13 protein-coding genes are annotated in these 15,744 nt (G+C 73.0%); 11 read left to right on the top strand and 2 right to left on the bottom strand.

Annotated elements, in window-relative coordinates:
* Window positions 1–65 precede the first annotated feature (65 nt).
* Together D7193_RS12605 and D7193_RS12600 are read left to right on the top strand one after the other, a co-directional pair.
* Window positions 66–875 (top strand): TrmH family RNA methyltransferase, encoded by an 810-nt coding sequence (locus D7193_RS12605; RefSeq protein WP_120779676.1) that lies wholly within the window; start codon window positions 66–68, stop codon window positions 873–875.
* Between the two features lie 115 nt (window positions 876–990).
* A complete protein-coding gene (locus D7193_RS12600; RefSeq protein ID WP_446686230.1) occupies window positions 991–2,871 on the top strand; it encodes a PucR family transcriptional regulator in 1,881 nt (626 codons plus the stop codon).
* A 142-nt stretch (window positions 2,872–3,013) separates the two neighbouring features.
* Here the strand turns inward: D7193_RS12600 and D7193_RS12595 are convergent, their stop codons facing one another.
* Window positions 3,014–4,366 (bottom strand): MurL-like N-terminal domain-containing, encoded by a 1,353-nt coding sequence (locus D7193_RS12595; RefSeq protein ID WP_120779674.1) that lies wholly within the window; start codon window positions 4,364–4,366, stop codon window positions 3,014–3,016.
* A 104-nt stretch (window positions 4,367–4,470) separates the two neighbouring features.
* On the opposite strand from D7193_RS12595, the gene murD reads away from it, so the two are divergent.
* Window positions 4,471–5,817, top strand: coding sequence for a UDP-N-acetylmuramoyl-L-alanine--D-glutamate ligase (gene murD, locus D7193_RS12590; RefSeq protein WP_120779673.1), 1,347 nt, complete (start codon window positions 4,471–4,473; stop codon window positions 5,815–5,817).
* 84 nt (window positions 5,818–5,901) lie between these two features.
* Window positions 5,902–6,267, top strand: a complete 366-nt coding sequence (locus D7193_RS12585) for a hypothetical protein (protein ID WP_120779672.1) — start codon at window positions 5,902–5,904, stop codon at window positions 6,265–6,267.
* A 16-nt stretch (window positions 6,268–6,283) separates the two neighbouring features.
* Here the strand turns inward: D7193_RS12585 and D7193_RS12580 are convergent, their stop codons facing one another.
* Window positions 6,284–7,327, bottom strand: coding sequence for a hypothetical protein (locus D7193_RS12580; protein WP_241562963.1), 1,044 nt, complete (start codon window positions 7,325–7,327; stop codon window positions 6,284–6,286).
* A 189-nt stretch (window positions 7,328–7,516) separates the two neighbouring features.
* On the opposite strand from D7193_RS12580, the gene D7193_RS12575 reads away from it, so the two are divergent.
* The 7 genes from D7193_RS12575 to D7193_RS12545 all read left to right on the top strand — a co-directional run bounded on the left by D7193_RS12575 (window position 7,517) and on the right by D7193_RS12545 (window position 15,737).
* Window positions 7,517–8,386 carry a hypothetical protein gene (locus D7193_RS12575; protein WP_120779671.1) on the top strand — a complete coding sequence of 290 codons (870 nt, stop codon included), beginning with the start codon at window positions 7,517–7,519 and terminating at the stop codon, window positions 8,384–8,386.
* A 21-nt stretch (window positions 8,387–8,407) separates the two neighbouring features.
* Window positions 8,408–9,298 carry a hypothetical protein gene (locus tag D7193_RS12570; protein WP_120779670.1) on the top strand — a complete coding sequence of 297 codons (891 nt, stop codon included), beginning with the start codon at window positions 8,408–8,410 and terminating at the stop codon, window positions 9,296–9,298.
* 101 nt (window positions 9,299–9,399) lie between these two features.
* Window positions 9,400–10,698 (top strand): aspartate aminotransferase family protein, encoded by a 1,299-nt coding sequence (locus tag D7193_RS12565; RefSeq protein ID WP_120779669.1) that lies wholly within the window; start codon window positions 9,400–9,402, stop codon window positions 10,696–10,698.
* Window positions 10,695–12,188 carry a CoA-acylating methylmalonate-semialdehyde dehydrogenase gene (locus D7193_RS12560; protein ID WP_120779668.1) on the top strand — a complete coding sequence of 498 codons (1,494 nt, stop codon included), beginning with the start codon at window positions 10,695–10,697 and terminating at the stop codon, window positions 12,186–12,188. Before D7193_RS12565 ends, D7193_RS12560 begins: the two co-directional genes overlap by 4 nt.
* A gap of 248 nt (window positions 12,189–12,436) precedes the next feature.
* A complete protein-coding gene (gene ngcE / locus D7193_RS12555; RefSeq protein WP_120779667.1) occupies window positions 12,437–13,852 on the top strand; it encodes an N-acetylglucosamine/diacetylchitobiose ABC transporter substrate-binding protein in 1,416 nt (471 codons plus the stop codon).
* A 71-nt stretch (window positions 13,853–13,923) separates the two neighbouring features.
* Complete coding sequence (locus tag D7193_RS12550; RefSeq protein ID WP_120779666.1) at window positions 13,924–14,832, top strand: carbohydrate ABC transporter permease; 909 nt, start codon at window positions 13,924–13,926, stop codon at window positions 14,830–14,832.
* Window positions 14,829–15,737, top strand: coding sequence for a carbohydrate ABC transporter permease (locus tag D7193_RS12545; RefSeq protein WP_120779665.1), 909 nt, complete (start codon window positions 14,829–14,831; stop codon window positions 15,735–15,737). Before D7193_RS12550 ends, D7193_RS12545 begins: the two co-directional genes overlap by 4 nt.
* Window positions 15,738–15,744: the final 7 nt, after the last annotated feature.

Genomic DNA, 15,744 nt, shown 5'->3' with positions numbered 1-15,744 from the left:
GATGTTAGCCGGGCGGTCCGGAAGGCTCAACCGACCCCCGGACGGCCGTCCGGCAGAATCGTGCGGTGCACGTCCACCAGATCACCGACCCCGACGACGAGCGGATCGCCGACTACCGCGCGCTCACCGACGTCGAGCTGCGCACCCGCTGGGAGCCCCCGCACGGCCTGTTCATCGCCGAAGGGGAGCTGGTGCTGCGCCGGGCGCTGCGCGCCGGCTACCCGGCGCGCTCGTACCTTGTCGACGCCAAGCGGGTCGACCAGCTCGCCGACCTGGACACCGGCGACGCGCCGGTCTACGCCGCGAGCCAGGAGGTGCTGCAACGGGCCACCGGCTTCCACGTACACCGGGGCGTGCTGGCGTCATTCCGGCGCCGGCCGCTGCCCTCGGCGGCCGAGGTGCTCGCCACCGCGCGCCGGATCGTGATCCTCGAGGACGTCAACAACCACACGAACCTCGGTGCGATCTTCCGCGCCGTGGCCGCGCTCGGCGTGGACGCGGTGCTGCTCTCGCCGTCCTGCGCCGACCCGCTCTACCGGCGCAGCGTCCGGGTCAGCATGGGTGAGGTCTTCGCCGTGCCGTACGCCCGGCTGGAACCCTGGCCCGGCGGGCTGGCCGAGGTCCGCGCGGCCGGCTTCACCGTGCTCGCCATGACCCCGGCGCCCGACGCGGTCCCGATCCAGCGGCTGGACGCGGCGCAGCGGGCGCGGGCCGCCCTGCTGCTCGGGGCGGAGGGGGCCGGGTTGACCCGCGCCGCCATGGACGCCTCCGACGTACGGGTGGTCATCCCGATGCGCCGCGGCGTGGACTCACTCAACGTGGCCGCCGCCACCGCCGTGGCCTGCTGGGAACTGGGCCGCGACGACCCCTGGTGAGGGCGGCGCCCGCCCTCACCAGGACACCGGTCAGAGGTACGTCGACCAGAGACGGCGGCTCCGGTGGGAGCGGCAATGTCGAGCGCCAGAGGTCACGCAGGGTAGCGTGTCGCCCGTGTTCCCTACCGTCCGTGAGGTTCTCGCCCTGGACCCGGTCCGCCACGGCGCCCCGCGCCTGGTCGCCGGTGACGCCGGGCTCGACCGGCCGGTCCGGTGGGTGCACGTGGCCGAGGTGCCGGACATCGCGTCCCTGCTCGGCGGTGGTGAACTGGTGCTCACCACCGGCATCGGGTTGCCCGCCGACGACGCGGGGCTGCGGGCGTTCATCGGCGACCTGGCCGACGTGGGTGTTTCCGGCCTCGTGGTCGAGCTGGGCCGCCGGTACGTCAGCGGTGTGCCCCGGGTGATGGCCGCCGCCGCCGAACGGCGCGGGCTGCCCCTCGTCGAGCTGCGCCGGGCCACCCCGTTCGTCCGGATCACCGAGGCGGTGCACGCGCTGATCGTGGACGCCCAGCTCACCGAGCTGCGGGCCACCGAGGAGATCCACCAGCGGTTCACCGAGCTGTCCGTGGAGGGCGCCGGGCCGGGCGAGGTCGTGCGGCAGGCCGCGGAACTGTCCGGCTGCCCCGTGGTGCTGGAAAACCTGTCCCGGCAGGTGCTCGCGTACGACCCGGCGGGGGAGAGCGCCGAAATCCTGCTCGACGGCTGGGAGCAGCACTCGCGGCGGATCCGACCGGCGGGGCGCACCGCGTACGACGCGGACAGCGGCTGGCTCGTGACCGCCGTCGGCGCCCGCGGACAGGACTGGGGACGGTTGCTACTGCGCTGGCCAGGTGGCGGCGAGCTGGCCACGGCGCGGCCTCGACCAGTGCCCGCCAGCCCGGACGGCGACCCCGGACCGGTGGCCGGCGAACCGGCGCCCGCGTCGCCGGGCGTCCCGCCGACCCGGCTGACCATCCTGGTCGAGCGGGCGGCCTCCACCCTGGCGTTGGGCCGGCTGATCCGCCGCGACGCGGAGGGGCTGGAACGGCAGATCCACCGCACCCTGCTCACCGCGCTGCTCGACCACTCCCTGCCCGTGGACGAGGTGGCACTGCGGGCCAAGGCGCTCGGCGTGACGCTGGACCGGCGGCACCTGGTCGGCGTCATGGTGCGTTTCCGCGCCGACGACCCGGCCGAGAACGGCCCGGCCGCCGACCTGGGCGAGTCGGGCCCGGCGACCGGCCCCGCGCGGTTGCGCGACCTCGCCGAGGCGGTCGGGCAGGCGCTGCGCGAGACGAAGCTCGTCGCGTTGACCAGCGCGGTCGACGACCACGTGGTCGGTGTGCTGCTGGCCCTGCCCGACGCCGCCGCCGAGGACCGGGCGCTCACCGCGTTCGCCACCGCGCTGCGGCGCGCGTGTCTCGACGCGCCCACGACGTCCCGGCCCGACGCACCGGCCCGGGCCGACGGGAGCCGGCCGGACCCGGGGACGCGCCTGCCCGCGCCGCCTCGACACGATTCCGTACCGCGGCAGGCCGGACGGGCCCAGGGCGCCGGCCGGCCGGGAACGGTGATCATCGCGGCCGGTTCGGGCGTGAGCGGCCTGCGCGAGGCCCGCCGTTCGCTCGTCGAGGCCCGGCAGATCGCCGACGCCGCCCGGCGCGACCGGCGCGACCTGCTGATCTTCCGGCTGCCGCACGTCGGGCTCGCCGGTCTGCTGCACCTGCTGCGCGACGAGCCGCGGGTGCAGACCTTCGTCGAACGGGAACTCGGCGCGCTGCTCGCGTACGACGCGCAGCACCCCCGGGAGCAGTTGCTCGACACGCTGCGGGCGTACCTCGAACAGGGCCGGAACAAGTCGGCGGCGGCCGCCGCGGCGCACCTGTCCCGGCCGGCCTTCTACGAGCGGCTGGCCCGCATCGGCCGGATCCTCGACGCCGACCTGGACGCCGTGGACGCCTGCCTCTCCCTGCACGTGGCCCTGCTGGCGCTAGACGCGATCCGCACCCCGTAACCGGTCCCCGCGCCGCCCGGCCCCGGGCCCCCGCCCGGTGATCATGAAGTTGTTGCCCCGACACGCCGGTGCCGGAGGCAATAACTTCATGATCACGCCGGAGGGTCGGCCCGGGGGAGAGCGCCGCGGGAGGAGCGGGCCGTCAGGTCAGGGTTGTCAGGACCTTGGCGTACGCGGGGGGTACGTGGTTCGGGCCGCCGCCGGGAGTGAACACGTCGGAGGTCGCCACGGTCGACCAGGCCGTCTCGGGCACGGCGTCCACGAGGGCGCGCACGACCGGCGCGTCGCGCCACTGCTCCTGCTCGGCGAGCAGGCTGAGCGCCACCACCGACTCCTCGACCTCGCCGACGCACTCGAACGGCTTGTGCCCGTCCACGCCGAGCAGTTCGCGGTAGCCGGGGATCTGGCTCTCGTCGGCGAGCAGATCGCCGCCGAAGATGTGGGTGATCCGCTCCCGGGACATGAACGGCGCCAGGGCCAGGAAGACGAACCGGCACTTCGGGCAGTCGCGGCACCAGCGTTCACTCGGATCGCGCAGCTTGAACGCGGCGTTGCAGCTGGTCACGACGTCGTCGTAGCGGTCGATCCCGGCGAAGAGCCGGGCGATGTGCAGCTCCGACAGCGGCCGCAGCAGGGAGAAGTACGGCTCGGCGAGCCCGGCGTGCTCGGTGAGGGCGGCGCGCAGCAGACCCTCCGCCTCGACGCCCTTGGACCACTGGTGGTTGATCTCGTGACCGTCCCAGATCAGGTTCGGGTCGGACGCGGAGCGCTCGTTGGACATCACCACCGGCCCGAGCCCGTGCAGTACGGAGGTGGCCACGGCGATCAGGGAGTTGATCGCGGTGACCGGGATGTGCCCGTTGCGGGCGCCCGCGGCGTTCAGGTCGAACAGCACCGGGTCGATGCGGCGGCGGGCGGCCAGCGGCGTGAGCCCGGACGCCTCGTTCACGGAGACGATCACGTGGTTCGGGTTGACCGAGAACGGCACCGGGTCGAAGCCGGCCCGGCGCAGGGCCTCCAGCGTGACGATCGAGTCCTTGCCGCCGCCCACGGCCGAGAGCGGCCGGCGGTCGGAGTTGTCCAGCGGCGCGGGCGGCTTCACCGAGCCGTCCGGCAGCTCCGGCGTGAGCTGGAGTACGTGGGGGAGCTGGTTGCGGTACGCGTACTCCCCGAGACCCTTCGTGTAGATCGCGGTGACCAGCTCGGCGGCGGCCGGCCCGAGCGGCGCCGGCAGCACCAGCCGGCCGGGTGCGGCAGCCTTGTAGTAGCTGACCCCGGCCACGACGTGCAGCAGTTCGAGGACGCGGCCGAGGGCGGCGACCTCCTCGTCGGACGGCGACTCCTCAGGCACCGGGAACGTGACCACCTCGGTGAACCGCTGTTCCCCGGCGGGGCCGGTCAGGGCGTAGTCGAACAACGCCTCGCCGGTGGAGACGTCGATCGAGTAGGACGGGAAGGTGAAGGCGTCCATCCGCCGCAGCTGCTCGTAGCGCACACGCCATACTAGGCCCTGGTTCGTCCGGCCGTGTCCGGCTGTGCCGGACCGACCGCCGCACCCGCGGCCCGCCGACCGCCGTCCCGCCCCGGAGGAGATCACCTGTGCGCCTGTCTGACCTGCGCGGACGTAACGTCGCCGTCTGGGGGACCGGTCGGGAGGGCCGGGCGGCTGTGACAGCCATCGCCGCGCACGGCCCGGCCGGGCTGGTCGCCGTCGACGACAGCGCGAACTTCCTCTCGCTGCCCTGGGACGGGCCGCTCGCGGAGGCGGCGCCGCTGGTCACCGGCGAGGAGGGTTTCGACCGGCTGGCCGCCGCCGACGTGGTCGTCCGTTCCCCCGGGGTGCCGCAGACGCACCCGTGGCTGGTGGAGCTGCGTCGCCGGGGGGTCACCGTCACCCAGGGCACCGCGCTCTGGATGGCCGACCACGCCGACCGTACGGTGGGGGTCACCGGCAGCAAGGGCAAGAGCACCACGTCGAGCCTCGTCAGCCACCTGCTGAACGCGGTGGACCGGCCCAACGTCTTCGGCGGCAACATCGGGGTGCCGCTGCTGGACCTGCCCGAGGCCGAGCTGTACGTGCTCGAACTCTCCAGCTACCAGTGCAGCGACCTGACCGACTCGCCCCGCGTCGCCGTGGTCACCGCGCTCTTCCCGGAGCACCTCGACGCGCACGGCGGCGAGGCGCAGTACTACCGGGACAAGCTGAACCTGCTGGCGTACGGGCCGCGCACCGTCGTGGTCAACGGCCACGACCCGCGGTTGGCCCTCGAACTGGGCGACCGGGCGGCGGTGCGTGCCGGCCTGCCGGACAGCGTGCACGTGGCCTCCGGCCCGGACGGCGCGCCCTGGTTCCACCTCGGTGACCAGCCGCTGTTCCCGCGCGCCGTGCTGCCGCTCGTCGGCCGGCACAACGAGGGCAACCTGTGCGTGGCGCTGGCCGTGCTCGACGCGCTCGACGTCGACGTGGTGGCCCGACGGGACACGCTCGCCGTCGCGGTGGCCGGTTTCCAGGGGCTGGCCCACCGGCTCACCGAGATCGCCGACCCGTCCGGGCTCACGTTCGTCGACGACACGCTCGCCACCAGCCCGTACGCCGCCATGCACGCCATCGACGCGTACGAGGGGCGGCCGCTGACCGTCATCGTGGGCGGCACCGACCGGGGGCTGGACTACACCCCGCTGCGCGACCACCTGGCCGAGCGGGAGATCACCGTCATCGGTATCCCGGACAGCGGACGGCGGATCATCGAGGCGCTCGCCGGGCTGCCGAAGGTGCGTACCGAGGTGGTCGACGAGTTGGTCGACGCCGTCCGGCTGGCCCGCGAGGTCACCCCGGCCGGCGGGGTGGTGCTCCTGTCGCCGGCCGCGCCGAGCTACGGCCGGTTCCGCAACTGGGAGCACCGCTCCGAGGTGTTCGCGCAGGCCGTCGCCGAGACCGCCGGCTGAGCACGCGCGGCCGGGGCGCCGCTGGGCACCCGCGGCGGCCGGACCGCCGGCTGAGCGCCGGTGCCGGTGCGGGAGACTGGAGTCATGCCCGTCCAGCTCGACGTCACTCCCGAACGGCTCGTCGTACGGCTGACCGGCCTGGACCGGCTCTGGGCCCTGTCGGCCGGCGTGACGGTGCCGACGGCCGCCGTGACCGGGGTGCGTCCGGTGTCCCGGGCGGAGGCGTCCGCACGCGCCAGCGGGTGGCGGCTGCCCGGCGCGTACTGGCCGGGCGCTCTCCAGGTCGGCACGTACGTGTCCCGGCCCAACGGTCGCTCGTTCTGGTGCGTGCACCGGGGCGATCCGGTGCTGCTGGTGGAGTTGGACGGCCAGGCGTACGACCGGCTGGTGCTCGAGGTGGACGAGCCGGCGGAGGCGTCGCGGGCGATCGCCCGGGCCCGGTTCCGCTGAGCCGGGCGGGCGCGGCTCAGGCGTCCGCCGTCGACGCGGCGTACAGGGCGCGCATCGCGCGGATCGCGGACCGGATCTCCTGGAGGTAGCGCCCCGGCGTGAGGGTCGGCTCGGGCAGCCGCGCCAGGTCGGGCACGGCCGGGTCGGCGCCCACGGTGTCGATCCCGCAGCCGTACGGCAGGGCCAGGGTCCGCAGCGCGTCGCAGTGCTGGAAGGGCACGTAGATCGGGGCGGTGACGAGCAGGACCTCGTCGCCGGAGGCGAGCCGGGCGTGCCCGGCCCAGAACCGCTGGGTGTCGGCCGTGTGCGCGCGGCGCCGTTCGGGTTCGCTGGACGGCGCGGCGAGCACCCGCACCGGCGGGGTGCCGGCCGGCCGGTACGTCCGTGACGACCACGAGTGGTGCGGGTGGCCCGCGTCGAGGCCGTCCTGCTCCGCGGGTCGGCTCACGCCGAACGCGAGCCGCACGGCCGCGTCGAGCGCGTCCACCTCGGTGTCGCCGCCGGTCACCCCGGCCGCGGCCAGCGTGCGCCGTTCCGCCTCGGACAGCGGCCGGAAGCTGCCCAGCACCGCCACCTCGCCGGCCACCCGGACGCCCCGTCGCAGCAGGTGCGCCGCGTACGCCACCCGGCGCAGGCAGGCGTGCGCCAGCCCGCCGAGGACCAGCAGGTGGGCGTACCGGGCGCGGGCCGGCGGCACCGCCCGGACGAGGCCGAGCGCGTCGGCCGCGGCCCGTACCGACGCGGTGGTGACCGGGTCGAGGTCGGGTTCGCGGGCTTCGGGCCGCTCCCGGCCACCCCGGAAGTCCCAGTACCGCCCCGAGAAGTCGTCGAGCCCGCCCAGCACGGCCGCGAGGTTCCCGTCGGGCCACGGGCCGCCGAACCGGTCCACGAGGCCGCGCAGGGGGGCCGAGTCGATCCATCTGGCGATGCCGTCGACGATGGTGTTTGCGTCGGTGGCGAACGACCCGCCCGCGAGCGGCAACGGCACGGGCTCGGCGACCATCGTGGACCGGGCTGGGATCGTCGTCCCGCGCGAGGGCGGGGCGGGACGCTCGGGCACGGTCGGATCGTACCGGCCGGTGGCCGCCACGCCGGGCCGTACGCCGCGGTCCGGCCCACCGCGGGTACGACCTGGCGGGCGGGGCGTGCGGTGTGACCCGACCCGTCGCCGCCGCGGTCCGACCCGTCGCCGCCGTGGCCTGGCCGGCGGGTCGTACGCTGGCGGCAGCCGGCACCACGGAGGTCGTCGATGGCACTACTGCTCCGCCGACCGCGTGTCGGCCGGTCCGCTTCCGCGCTGGGGTACGCCCGGCTGTTCGCGCACACCGATCCGGTCGCGCTGATCGGCATCGCGGTGTCGGTCTCGCTGTCCCTGGCGCTCGACCTCACCGGTGCCGCCAGCGGCGTGGAGTCCGTGCTGGCCGGCCTGATGGGCATCACGATCTCGCTGCTGGTCGACTCGCTGGCCCGCGCCGAGCGTCGGTTCCACCTGCGGACGCTGCTGGACGGGCCGGCGTGGCTGGTGCAGGCCGTCCCGGAGGTGGTGACCGGTGCGCGGGAGGCCGTCGAACGGCATCCGGGCACCCGGGTGGCCGAGGAGGCGCGGCGCCGGTTCGAGCGGTTCCAGCAGGACATCGAGCAGCTTCGGCAGGGCCGCATCATCCGACCGGGGCCCGACTGCCGGGACCTCATCGCTGCCACCGGGGACTGCGTACGCGAGCTGGACGCGCTGACCAACGTCATGCCCCGGGTCAGCGGTGAGCTCAGCTGGTGGCGCGGCGACGTCGGCCGGCAGTACTGGGCGGCGAACCTCGCGGCGCTGGAGCGGGGCGTACGGGTCACCCGGATCTTCCTCTACGCCGACCTGTCCGACGAGCTGACCGAGCTGATCGAGGCGCAGCGCCGGGCCGGCGTGCGGGTGGGGCTGCTCCGGGCTGGCGCGGTCCACGCCGACCTGCACGTCAACCTGGTGCGCTGGGACGGGTCGGCATGTTGGACGGCGGGGATGAGCGCGCACGGCGAGATCACCGAGAACCGCTTCTCGGTCGACCCCGGCGACCTGGCCCGGGTCGCCGAGACGTTCCAGGCGTGCGCCGCCCTCGCCACCTTCCGCGACTGATCGCGGGCGGAGGCGACCGGCGTGACCGTCCAGGGCGTACTGCTGGTGACGGCGGTGGTCTGGACGGTGAGCCTGATCCGTCCCCTGCGGCTGCGCGCGTTCGTCTCCAGCCTGCCGCTGCCCATGACGGCGGCGCTGCTGGCCACCGGGTACCCGGTGGACGGCGCCCAGCTCGTCGGGGTGGTCGGGCTCAACGTGTTCTTCGGTCTGGTGGCGCTGGCACACCACCGCTGGCGCTGGCCGATCCTCGTGGCCGACCTGGTGGGCGTCGGCGGGTACGTGGCGCTGGCGGCCGCGCTGCGCCCGTTCACCGTGCCGTTCGGGCCGGCGCTGGCCGCCACCGTCGGGCTCTGGGTGGTCGCCATGCTCGTGCTGCGCCGCCGCCCGGGCCCGAACGCTGCCCCGCCCGAGGCGCCCACCCCGAAGGAACAGCCCGCACCGGCGGACGAGTCCACCCCGCCGAACCGGCCCGTTCCGGCGGACGGGTCCGACCCGCGGCCGCGGGTCGCCGCCGTGCGGTCCCGGCCGCCGGCGGCCGCGAAGCTGCTGCTGATCCTCGGCGGGGCGGTGCTCACGGGACTGCTCGGGCAGCTGCTGCGCGGGCTCGTGGTCACCTTCCCGTACGCGGGTGTGCTGGTGGCCGTCGAGGTGCGCCGGGAGCTGCCGGCGTTCTGCCGGCACTTCGCGCGCAACAGCCTGGCCCTGGTGGCGTTCCTCTGCGGCGTGCACGTGGCGTGGGGCCAGCCGCCGGCCGTGGCTCTTGCCGCCGGCTGGGCCGCCTTCGCGCTGGTCGCTGCGGCGGTGCACCTGCCGGCGTACTGGCGCGGAAAACACCGGTCCGAAGCGACTGTGGCGGCTGGAAACGCGCCCGCAGTGCCTGTCGGCGACGGAAATCGTGGCGCGGGCCGTTGACGTTCTGTCAGGCCGGGCGGATGCTCGCGCTACACGCTGACTCTTGTCCCCGCTGCGGCGGTGGTGAAAGCGTGCGGTAACCGCGAATCGAAGGGGCGACGATGACCACCGATCTGTTGGCCCGGCACCGGGCCGTGCTCCCGTCCTGGATGCCGCTCTACTACGACGAACCGATCGAGCTGGTCTCCGGCTCCGGCCGCCGCGTCACCGACGACCGGGGCCGCACGTACCTGGACTTCTTCGGCGGGGTGCTCACCACCATGCTGGGGTACGACATCCCGGAGGTCCGCGAGGCCGTGGAGCGGCAACTGCGGACCGGGGTGGTGCACAGCTCGACGCTCTACCTGATCCGGCAGCAGGTCGAGCTGGCCGAGAAGATCGCCCGGCTCTCCGGCATCCCGGACGCCCGGGTCTTCTTCACCAACTCGGGCACCGAGGCCAACGAGGCGGCGCTGCTGGTCGCCACCAACCACCGCCGCTCGCACCAGATCCTCGCCGTGCGCAACAGCTACCACGGCCGGTCGTACGCGGCGATGGGCGTCACCGGCAACCGCGGCTGGTCGGCCAGCCCGCTCAACCCGCTCCAGGTGGCCTGGCTGCACTCCGGGGAGCGGCTGCGCGGGCTGCTCGCCCGGCTCGGCCCCGACGAGCAGGTCGACGCGGCCGTGGAGGACCTGCGCGAGGTGCTCGCCACCCAGACCGCCGGCGACGTGGCCGCGCTGATCGCCGAGCCGATCCAGGGCGTCGGCGGCTTCGTGCACCCGCCCGACGGCCTCTTCGCCGCGTGGAAGAAGGTGCTCGACGAGACCGGCATCCTGTTCATCGCCGACGAGGTGCAGACCGGCTGGGGGCGCACCGGGGAGCACTTCTGGGGCTACCAGGCGCACGGCGTCACCCCGGACCTGCTCACGTTCGCGAAGGGCATCGGCAACGGCTTCGCGCTGGCCGGCGTGGTCGGTCGGGCCGAGGTGCTGGAGTCCGTCCCGGCCATCAGCTTCTCCACCTTCGGCGGGAACCCGGTGTCCACCGCCGCCGGCAACGCGGTGCTGGACTACCTGCTCGACCACGACCTCCAGGCCAACGCGGCCCGCACCGGCGCGATCCTCGCCGACGGCCTGCGCGCCGCCGTGGGCGGTCTCGACTGCGTCGCCGAGGTACGCGGGAAGGGGCTCATGCTCGCCGTCGAGTTCGTCCACCCGGGCAGCACCGAACCCGACCCGGCGTGCGCGGTGCGGGCGTTCGAGGCGTGCAAGGCCGGCGGGCTGCTGGTCGGCAAGGGCGGCCTGCACGGCAACGTCCTGCGGATGGGCCCGCCGCTCACGCTGACCGAGGACGAGGCCCGAGAGGGCCTGGCGATCCTGGTCGACGCGATCCGCGCCGCGGCGGAGGTGCCGGCATGAGCGCGCTCATCCCGCACTTCGTCGAGGGCAAGCGGTTCGCCGGCGCGTCCGACCGGCGCGGTGACGTGTTCGACCCGGCCACCGGTCGGCGTACCGGGGAGGTGGCGCTGGCCTCGGCCGCGGACGTCGCGGTGGCGGTGGAGGCCGCGTCGCGCGCCGCGCGGGCCTGGCGGGACGCCTCCCTCGCCAAGCGCAGCGCGGTGCTCTTCGCGTTCCGCGAGCTGGTGCACGCCCGGCGCGACCGGCTGGCCGAGGTGATCACCGCCGAGCACGGCAAGGTGCTGGCCGACGCCGCCGGCGAGGTGCAGCGCGGGCTCGAGGTGATCGAGTACGCCTGCGGCATCCCCTCGGCGCTGCGCGGCGCCTTCAGCGAGAACGTCTCCACCGAGGTCGACTCGTACACCCTGCGCCAGCCGGTCGGCGTGGTCGCGGTGATCTCGCCGTTCAACTTCCCGGTGATGGTGCCACTGTGGTTCGTGCCGGTCGCCGTGGCCTGCGGCAACGCGGTGGTGCTCAAGCCGAGCGAGAAGGACCCGAGCGCGGCGCTGCTGCTGGCCGAGTGGTTCGCCGAAGCGGGCCTGCCCGACGGTGTGCTGAACGTCGTCAACGGCGACAAGGAGGCGGTGGACGCCCTGCTCGACCACCCCGAGGTGCGGGCGGTGTCCTTCGTGGGCTCCACGCCGATCGCGCGGTACGTGTACGAGCGCGGCACGGCCGCGGGTAAGCGGGTGCAGGCCCTGGGTGGGGCCAAGAACCACATGGTGGTGCTCCCCGACGCGGACCTCGACCTGGCGGCCGACGCCGCGGTGAACGCCGGCTTCGGCTCGGCGGGGGAGCGGTGCATGGCGATCTCGGCGCTCGTCGCCGTGGAGCCGGTCGGCGACGCGCTGGTCGCGAAGATCGCCGAACGGATGGCCGGGCTGCGCACCGGGGATGGCCGGCGTGGCTGTGACATGGGTCCGCTGGTGACGGCCGCGCACGCGGAGCGGGTGCGCTCCTACGTGGGGGCCGGGGTGGCGGCCGGCGCGGTGGCGGTCGTGGACGGCCGGGACGTCGCGCCGGACGGCGACCCGGGCGGCTTCTGGCTCGGGCCGACCCTGTTCGACCACGTGAGCCCGGAGATGTCGATCTACACTGACGAGATCTTCGGCCCGGTGCTGAGTGTCCTGCGGGTCGGCTCGTACGACGACGCGCTGGACCTGGTCAACGCCAACCCGTACGGCAACGGCACGGCGATCTTCACCAACGACGGCGGAGCGGCCCGCCGGTACCAGCACGAGGTGGAGGTCGGCATGGTGGGGATCAACGTGCCGATCCCGGTGCCGATGGCGTACCACTCGTTCGGCGGCTGGAAGTCGTCGCTCTTCGGCGACCTGCACGCCCACGGTGAGGACGGCGTCCGCTTCTTCACACGGGGCAAGGTGGTCACGAGCCGGTGGCTGGACCCGCGGCACGGCGGGGTGAACCTGGGCTTCCCCACCCAGAGCTGAAACGTCTCGGCGCGCCGGGCGTCGGTCAGGTGAACCTGACCGGTGCCCGGCGCGTCCGCTTTTCCAACGGATGAACGGTGGTGGATAACGGTTCGGTCCCCAGGTCTTGAAGTCCGCGCCCCGCTGCCGTAGAAATTCTTCAGCAACTCTGCGTTAACTGAAGACAATCAACAGTCCCCCCTGCGCCTCGTACGGCGACCGTCACCCCCACCCACCGGCGGTCGCCCGGCCCGAACCGAGGAGAGAGCATGAACAGGCGTGACATCCTGCGGCGCACCGCCGCCGCCGGCCTGCTGGCCACTCCCGCCGCCGGTCTGCTCGCCGGCTGCGCCACCGGCGGCGGTGGCGACGACGACAAAGGCGAGACCTACAAGGGCACGAAGAGTGAGCAGAACCCGCTCGGGGTGAAGGAGGACGCCCCGCTCGAGGTGGTGATCTTCAACGGCGGGTTCGGCGAGGACTACGCCAAGGCCCACGAGGCCATGTACAAGGAGAAGTACCCCAAGGCGGAGATCAAGCACTCGGCCACCCAGGAGATCAACAAGACCCTGCAGCCGCGCTTCGTCGACGGCACCCCGCCCGACGTGGTCAACAACTCCGGCGCCGGCCAGATCGACTTCAACGGCCTGGTCTCTCAGAACGCCATCGCCGACCTTCGGGAGCTGCTCGACGCGCCGAGCCTCGACGTCCCCGGCAAGACCGTCCGCGACACGCTGCTGCCCGGTGCCGTCGAGGTCGGGTCGTACGACGGCAACTTCCTGGTGCTCAACTACACCTACACGGCGTACGGCATCTGGCACTCCACGAAGCTCTTCGGCGAGCGCGGGTGGCAGTACGCCAAGACCTGGGACGAGCACATCGCGCTGTGCAAGCAGATTAAGGCCGCCGGGATCGCGCCGTGGACGTATGCCGGCAAGCACCCCCGCTACATGAGCTGGCCGCTGATCGCCACCGCCATCAAGTTCGGCGGGCCCTCCGTCGCCACGGCCATCGACAACCTGGAGCCCAACGCCTGGAAGTCCGACGCCATGAAGACCGCCGCGGACGCGTGGTACCAGATCGTCAAGGACAAGTACATCCTGGACGGCTCGCCCGGCCTGGACCACGTGCAGTCACAGACCGCCTGGTGCCAGGGCAAGGCCGCCTTCATCTCCTGCGGCTCCTGGCTGGAGAACGAGCAGAAGAAGGTGACGCCCGAGGGGTTCAACATGACGATCCAGCCGACGCCGAGCCTCGGCAGCGGCGACAAGCTGCCGTTCGAGGCGCTCCGGGGCACCGCCGGCGAGCCGTTCATGGTGCCGGCCAAGGCCAAGAACCTCGCCGGCGGCCTGGAGTACTTCCGGGTGATGCTGTCGAAGAAGGGCGCGCAGGACTTCACCCGCAAGGTCTCCAGCCTGACCGTCGTGGCCGGGTCCACCGAGGGCGTCGAGCTGCCGTTCGGTCTCGACACCGTCGTCAAGGCGCTGGACGCCTCGGGCAGCAACGGCTTCAACTGGGTCTACAACAACTACTACCGCAAGTTGGAGCGCGAGCTGGTCGACGCGGCGTGCGGCGAGTTCTTCAGCGGGCGCACCAGCCCGGCGGACTTCCTCGACCAGTGCCAGAAGGGCGCCGACTCGATCGCCCAGGACAGCTCGATCAAGAAGTACAAGCGGACCGCGTGACGTCCGGGCCGGCGCGGGCGGGACGCCCCCGTCCGCGCCGGCCCACCGCCTTCCGGGAGTAGGACCTTCTCGTGAGACATGGCAAGTACCCGCTGATCGTCACGTTCCTCGTGCCGCCGGTGCTGCTCTACGTCGTCTTCGTCGTGTCGCCGTACCTGCAGACGTTCCAGATCTCCACCACCAGTTGGCTCGGCTACTCGGCCGAGGCGGACCCGGTGGGACTGGCCAACTTCACGGCGCTGCTGCACGACGGTCGGGTGTGGAACGCGCTGAAGAACAACGCGGTGCTGCTCGCCGTGGTGCCCGTACTGACCATCACGCTGGGCCTGTTCTTCTCCACCATGCTCAGCATGGGCGGCCGCAAGGGCCGGGCCGGGGTGACCGGCGTACGCGGCACGGCCGTCTACCGGATGGTCTACTTCTTCCCGCAGGTGCTCTCGGTGGTCATCATCGCCCTGCTGTGGAAGGAGGTCTACCACCCCAACAGCGGCCTGCTCAACGGCGCCCTGCGCGCCGTCGGCCTGCCCGCGCCCACCTGGCTCGGCGATCCCCGCACGGCGTTCTGGTGCGTACTGGCGGTCATGGTCTGGAGCAACGTGGGCTTCTACGTGGTGCTCTTCGGCGCGGCCATGTCGGCCATCCCCCGGGACATCTACGAGGCCGTGCTGCTCGACGGCGCGTCGCGGTGGACGACACTGCGCCGGATCACCATCCCGCTGCTCTGGGACACCGTGCAGGTCGCCTGGATCTACCTCGCGATCGCGGCGCTCGACGGGTTCATCCTGATCCAGCAGATGACCAACGGCGGTCCCAACTTCTCCTCCGACGTCATCGGCCTGCGCATGTACGAGACCGCGTTCGGTAGCGAGAGCAAGTTCGGCTACGCCTCGGCCATCGGCGTGGTGCTGTTCTTCCTGACCCTGTCGGTGGCGGTGCTGGCCCTGCGCACCGCCCGACGTGATCGGATCGAGTACTCGTGACCATTCTCGACAGGCCGGCGTCCGAGGACGCCGCGGCGGGGGAGCGGCGGGCACCCCGGGATCGGGCGTTGCGCCGCGAGATCGGCGTGGCCAACGTGTTCTCGCACGGCTTCCTGCTCCTCTGGGGCGCGCTCACCGTGCTGCCGCTGCTGTGGATGCTCCTCAGCTCGTTCAAGAGCGACGCGGAGATCCTCTCCGACCCGTGGGGGCTGCCCGGCGCGCTGCGGTTCGAGAACTGGGCGCGGGCGTGGACCGAGGCGCACATCGGCCGGTACTTCCTGAACAGCGCGATCGTGGTGGCCGGCTCGCTCACCCTCACGATGCTGATGGGCGCGACCGCCGCGTACGTCTTCGCCCGGTACGAGTTCCGGGGCCGCCAGTTCTTCTACTACCTGTTCGTCGGCGGCATGATGTTCCCCGCCTTCCTCGCCCTCGTGCCGCTGTTCTTCGTGGTGCGCAACGCCGGCCTGTTCGGCACCTGGACGGGGCTGATCCTGGTGTACGCCGCGTACTCGCTGCCGTTCACCGTGTTCTTCCTGACCGCGTTCTTCCGGACGCTGCCGACCACCGTCGCGGAGGCCGCGCTCATGGACGGGTGCGGCCACTTCCGGCTCTTCTTCCGGGTGATGCTGCCCATGGCGCGACCGGGACTGATCAGCGTCGCGATCTTCAACTTCCTGAGCCAGTGGAACCAGTTCATCCTGCCCCAGGTGCTCATGCAGGGTGACGACTCGAAGTGGGTGCTGGCGCAGGGGCTCACGGCCCTCGCGGTCAGCCAGGGCTACCAGGGCGACTACAGCGGCCTGTTCGCCGGCCTGACCATCGCCACGCTCCCGGTCCTCGCCGTGTACGTGCTCTTCCAGCGCCAGGTCCAGTCCGGTCTCACCGCAGGTCAGCTCAAGTGAGGCGGGT

Source organism: Micromonospora costi, from assembly GCF_003626655.1.
Lineage (GTDB): Bacteria > Actinomycetota > Actinomycetes > Mycobacteriales > Micromonosporaceae > Micromonospora > Micromonospora costi.
This window is presented reverse-complemented; position numbering and strand designations above follow the sequence as displayed.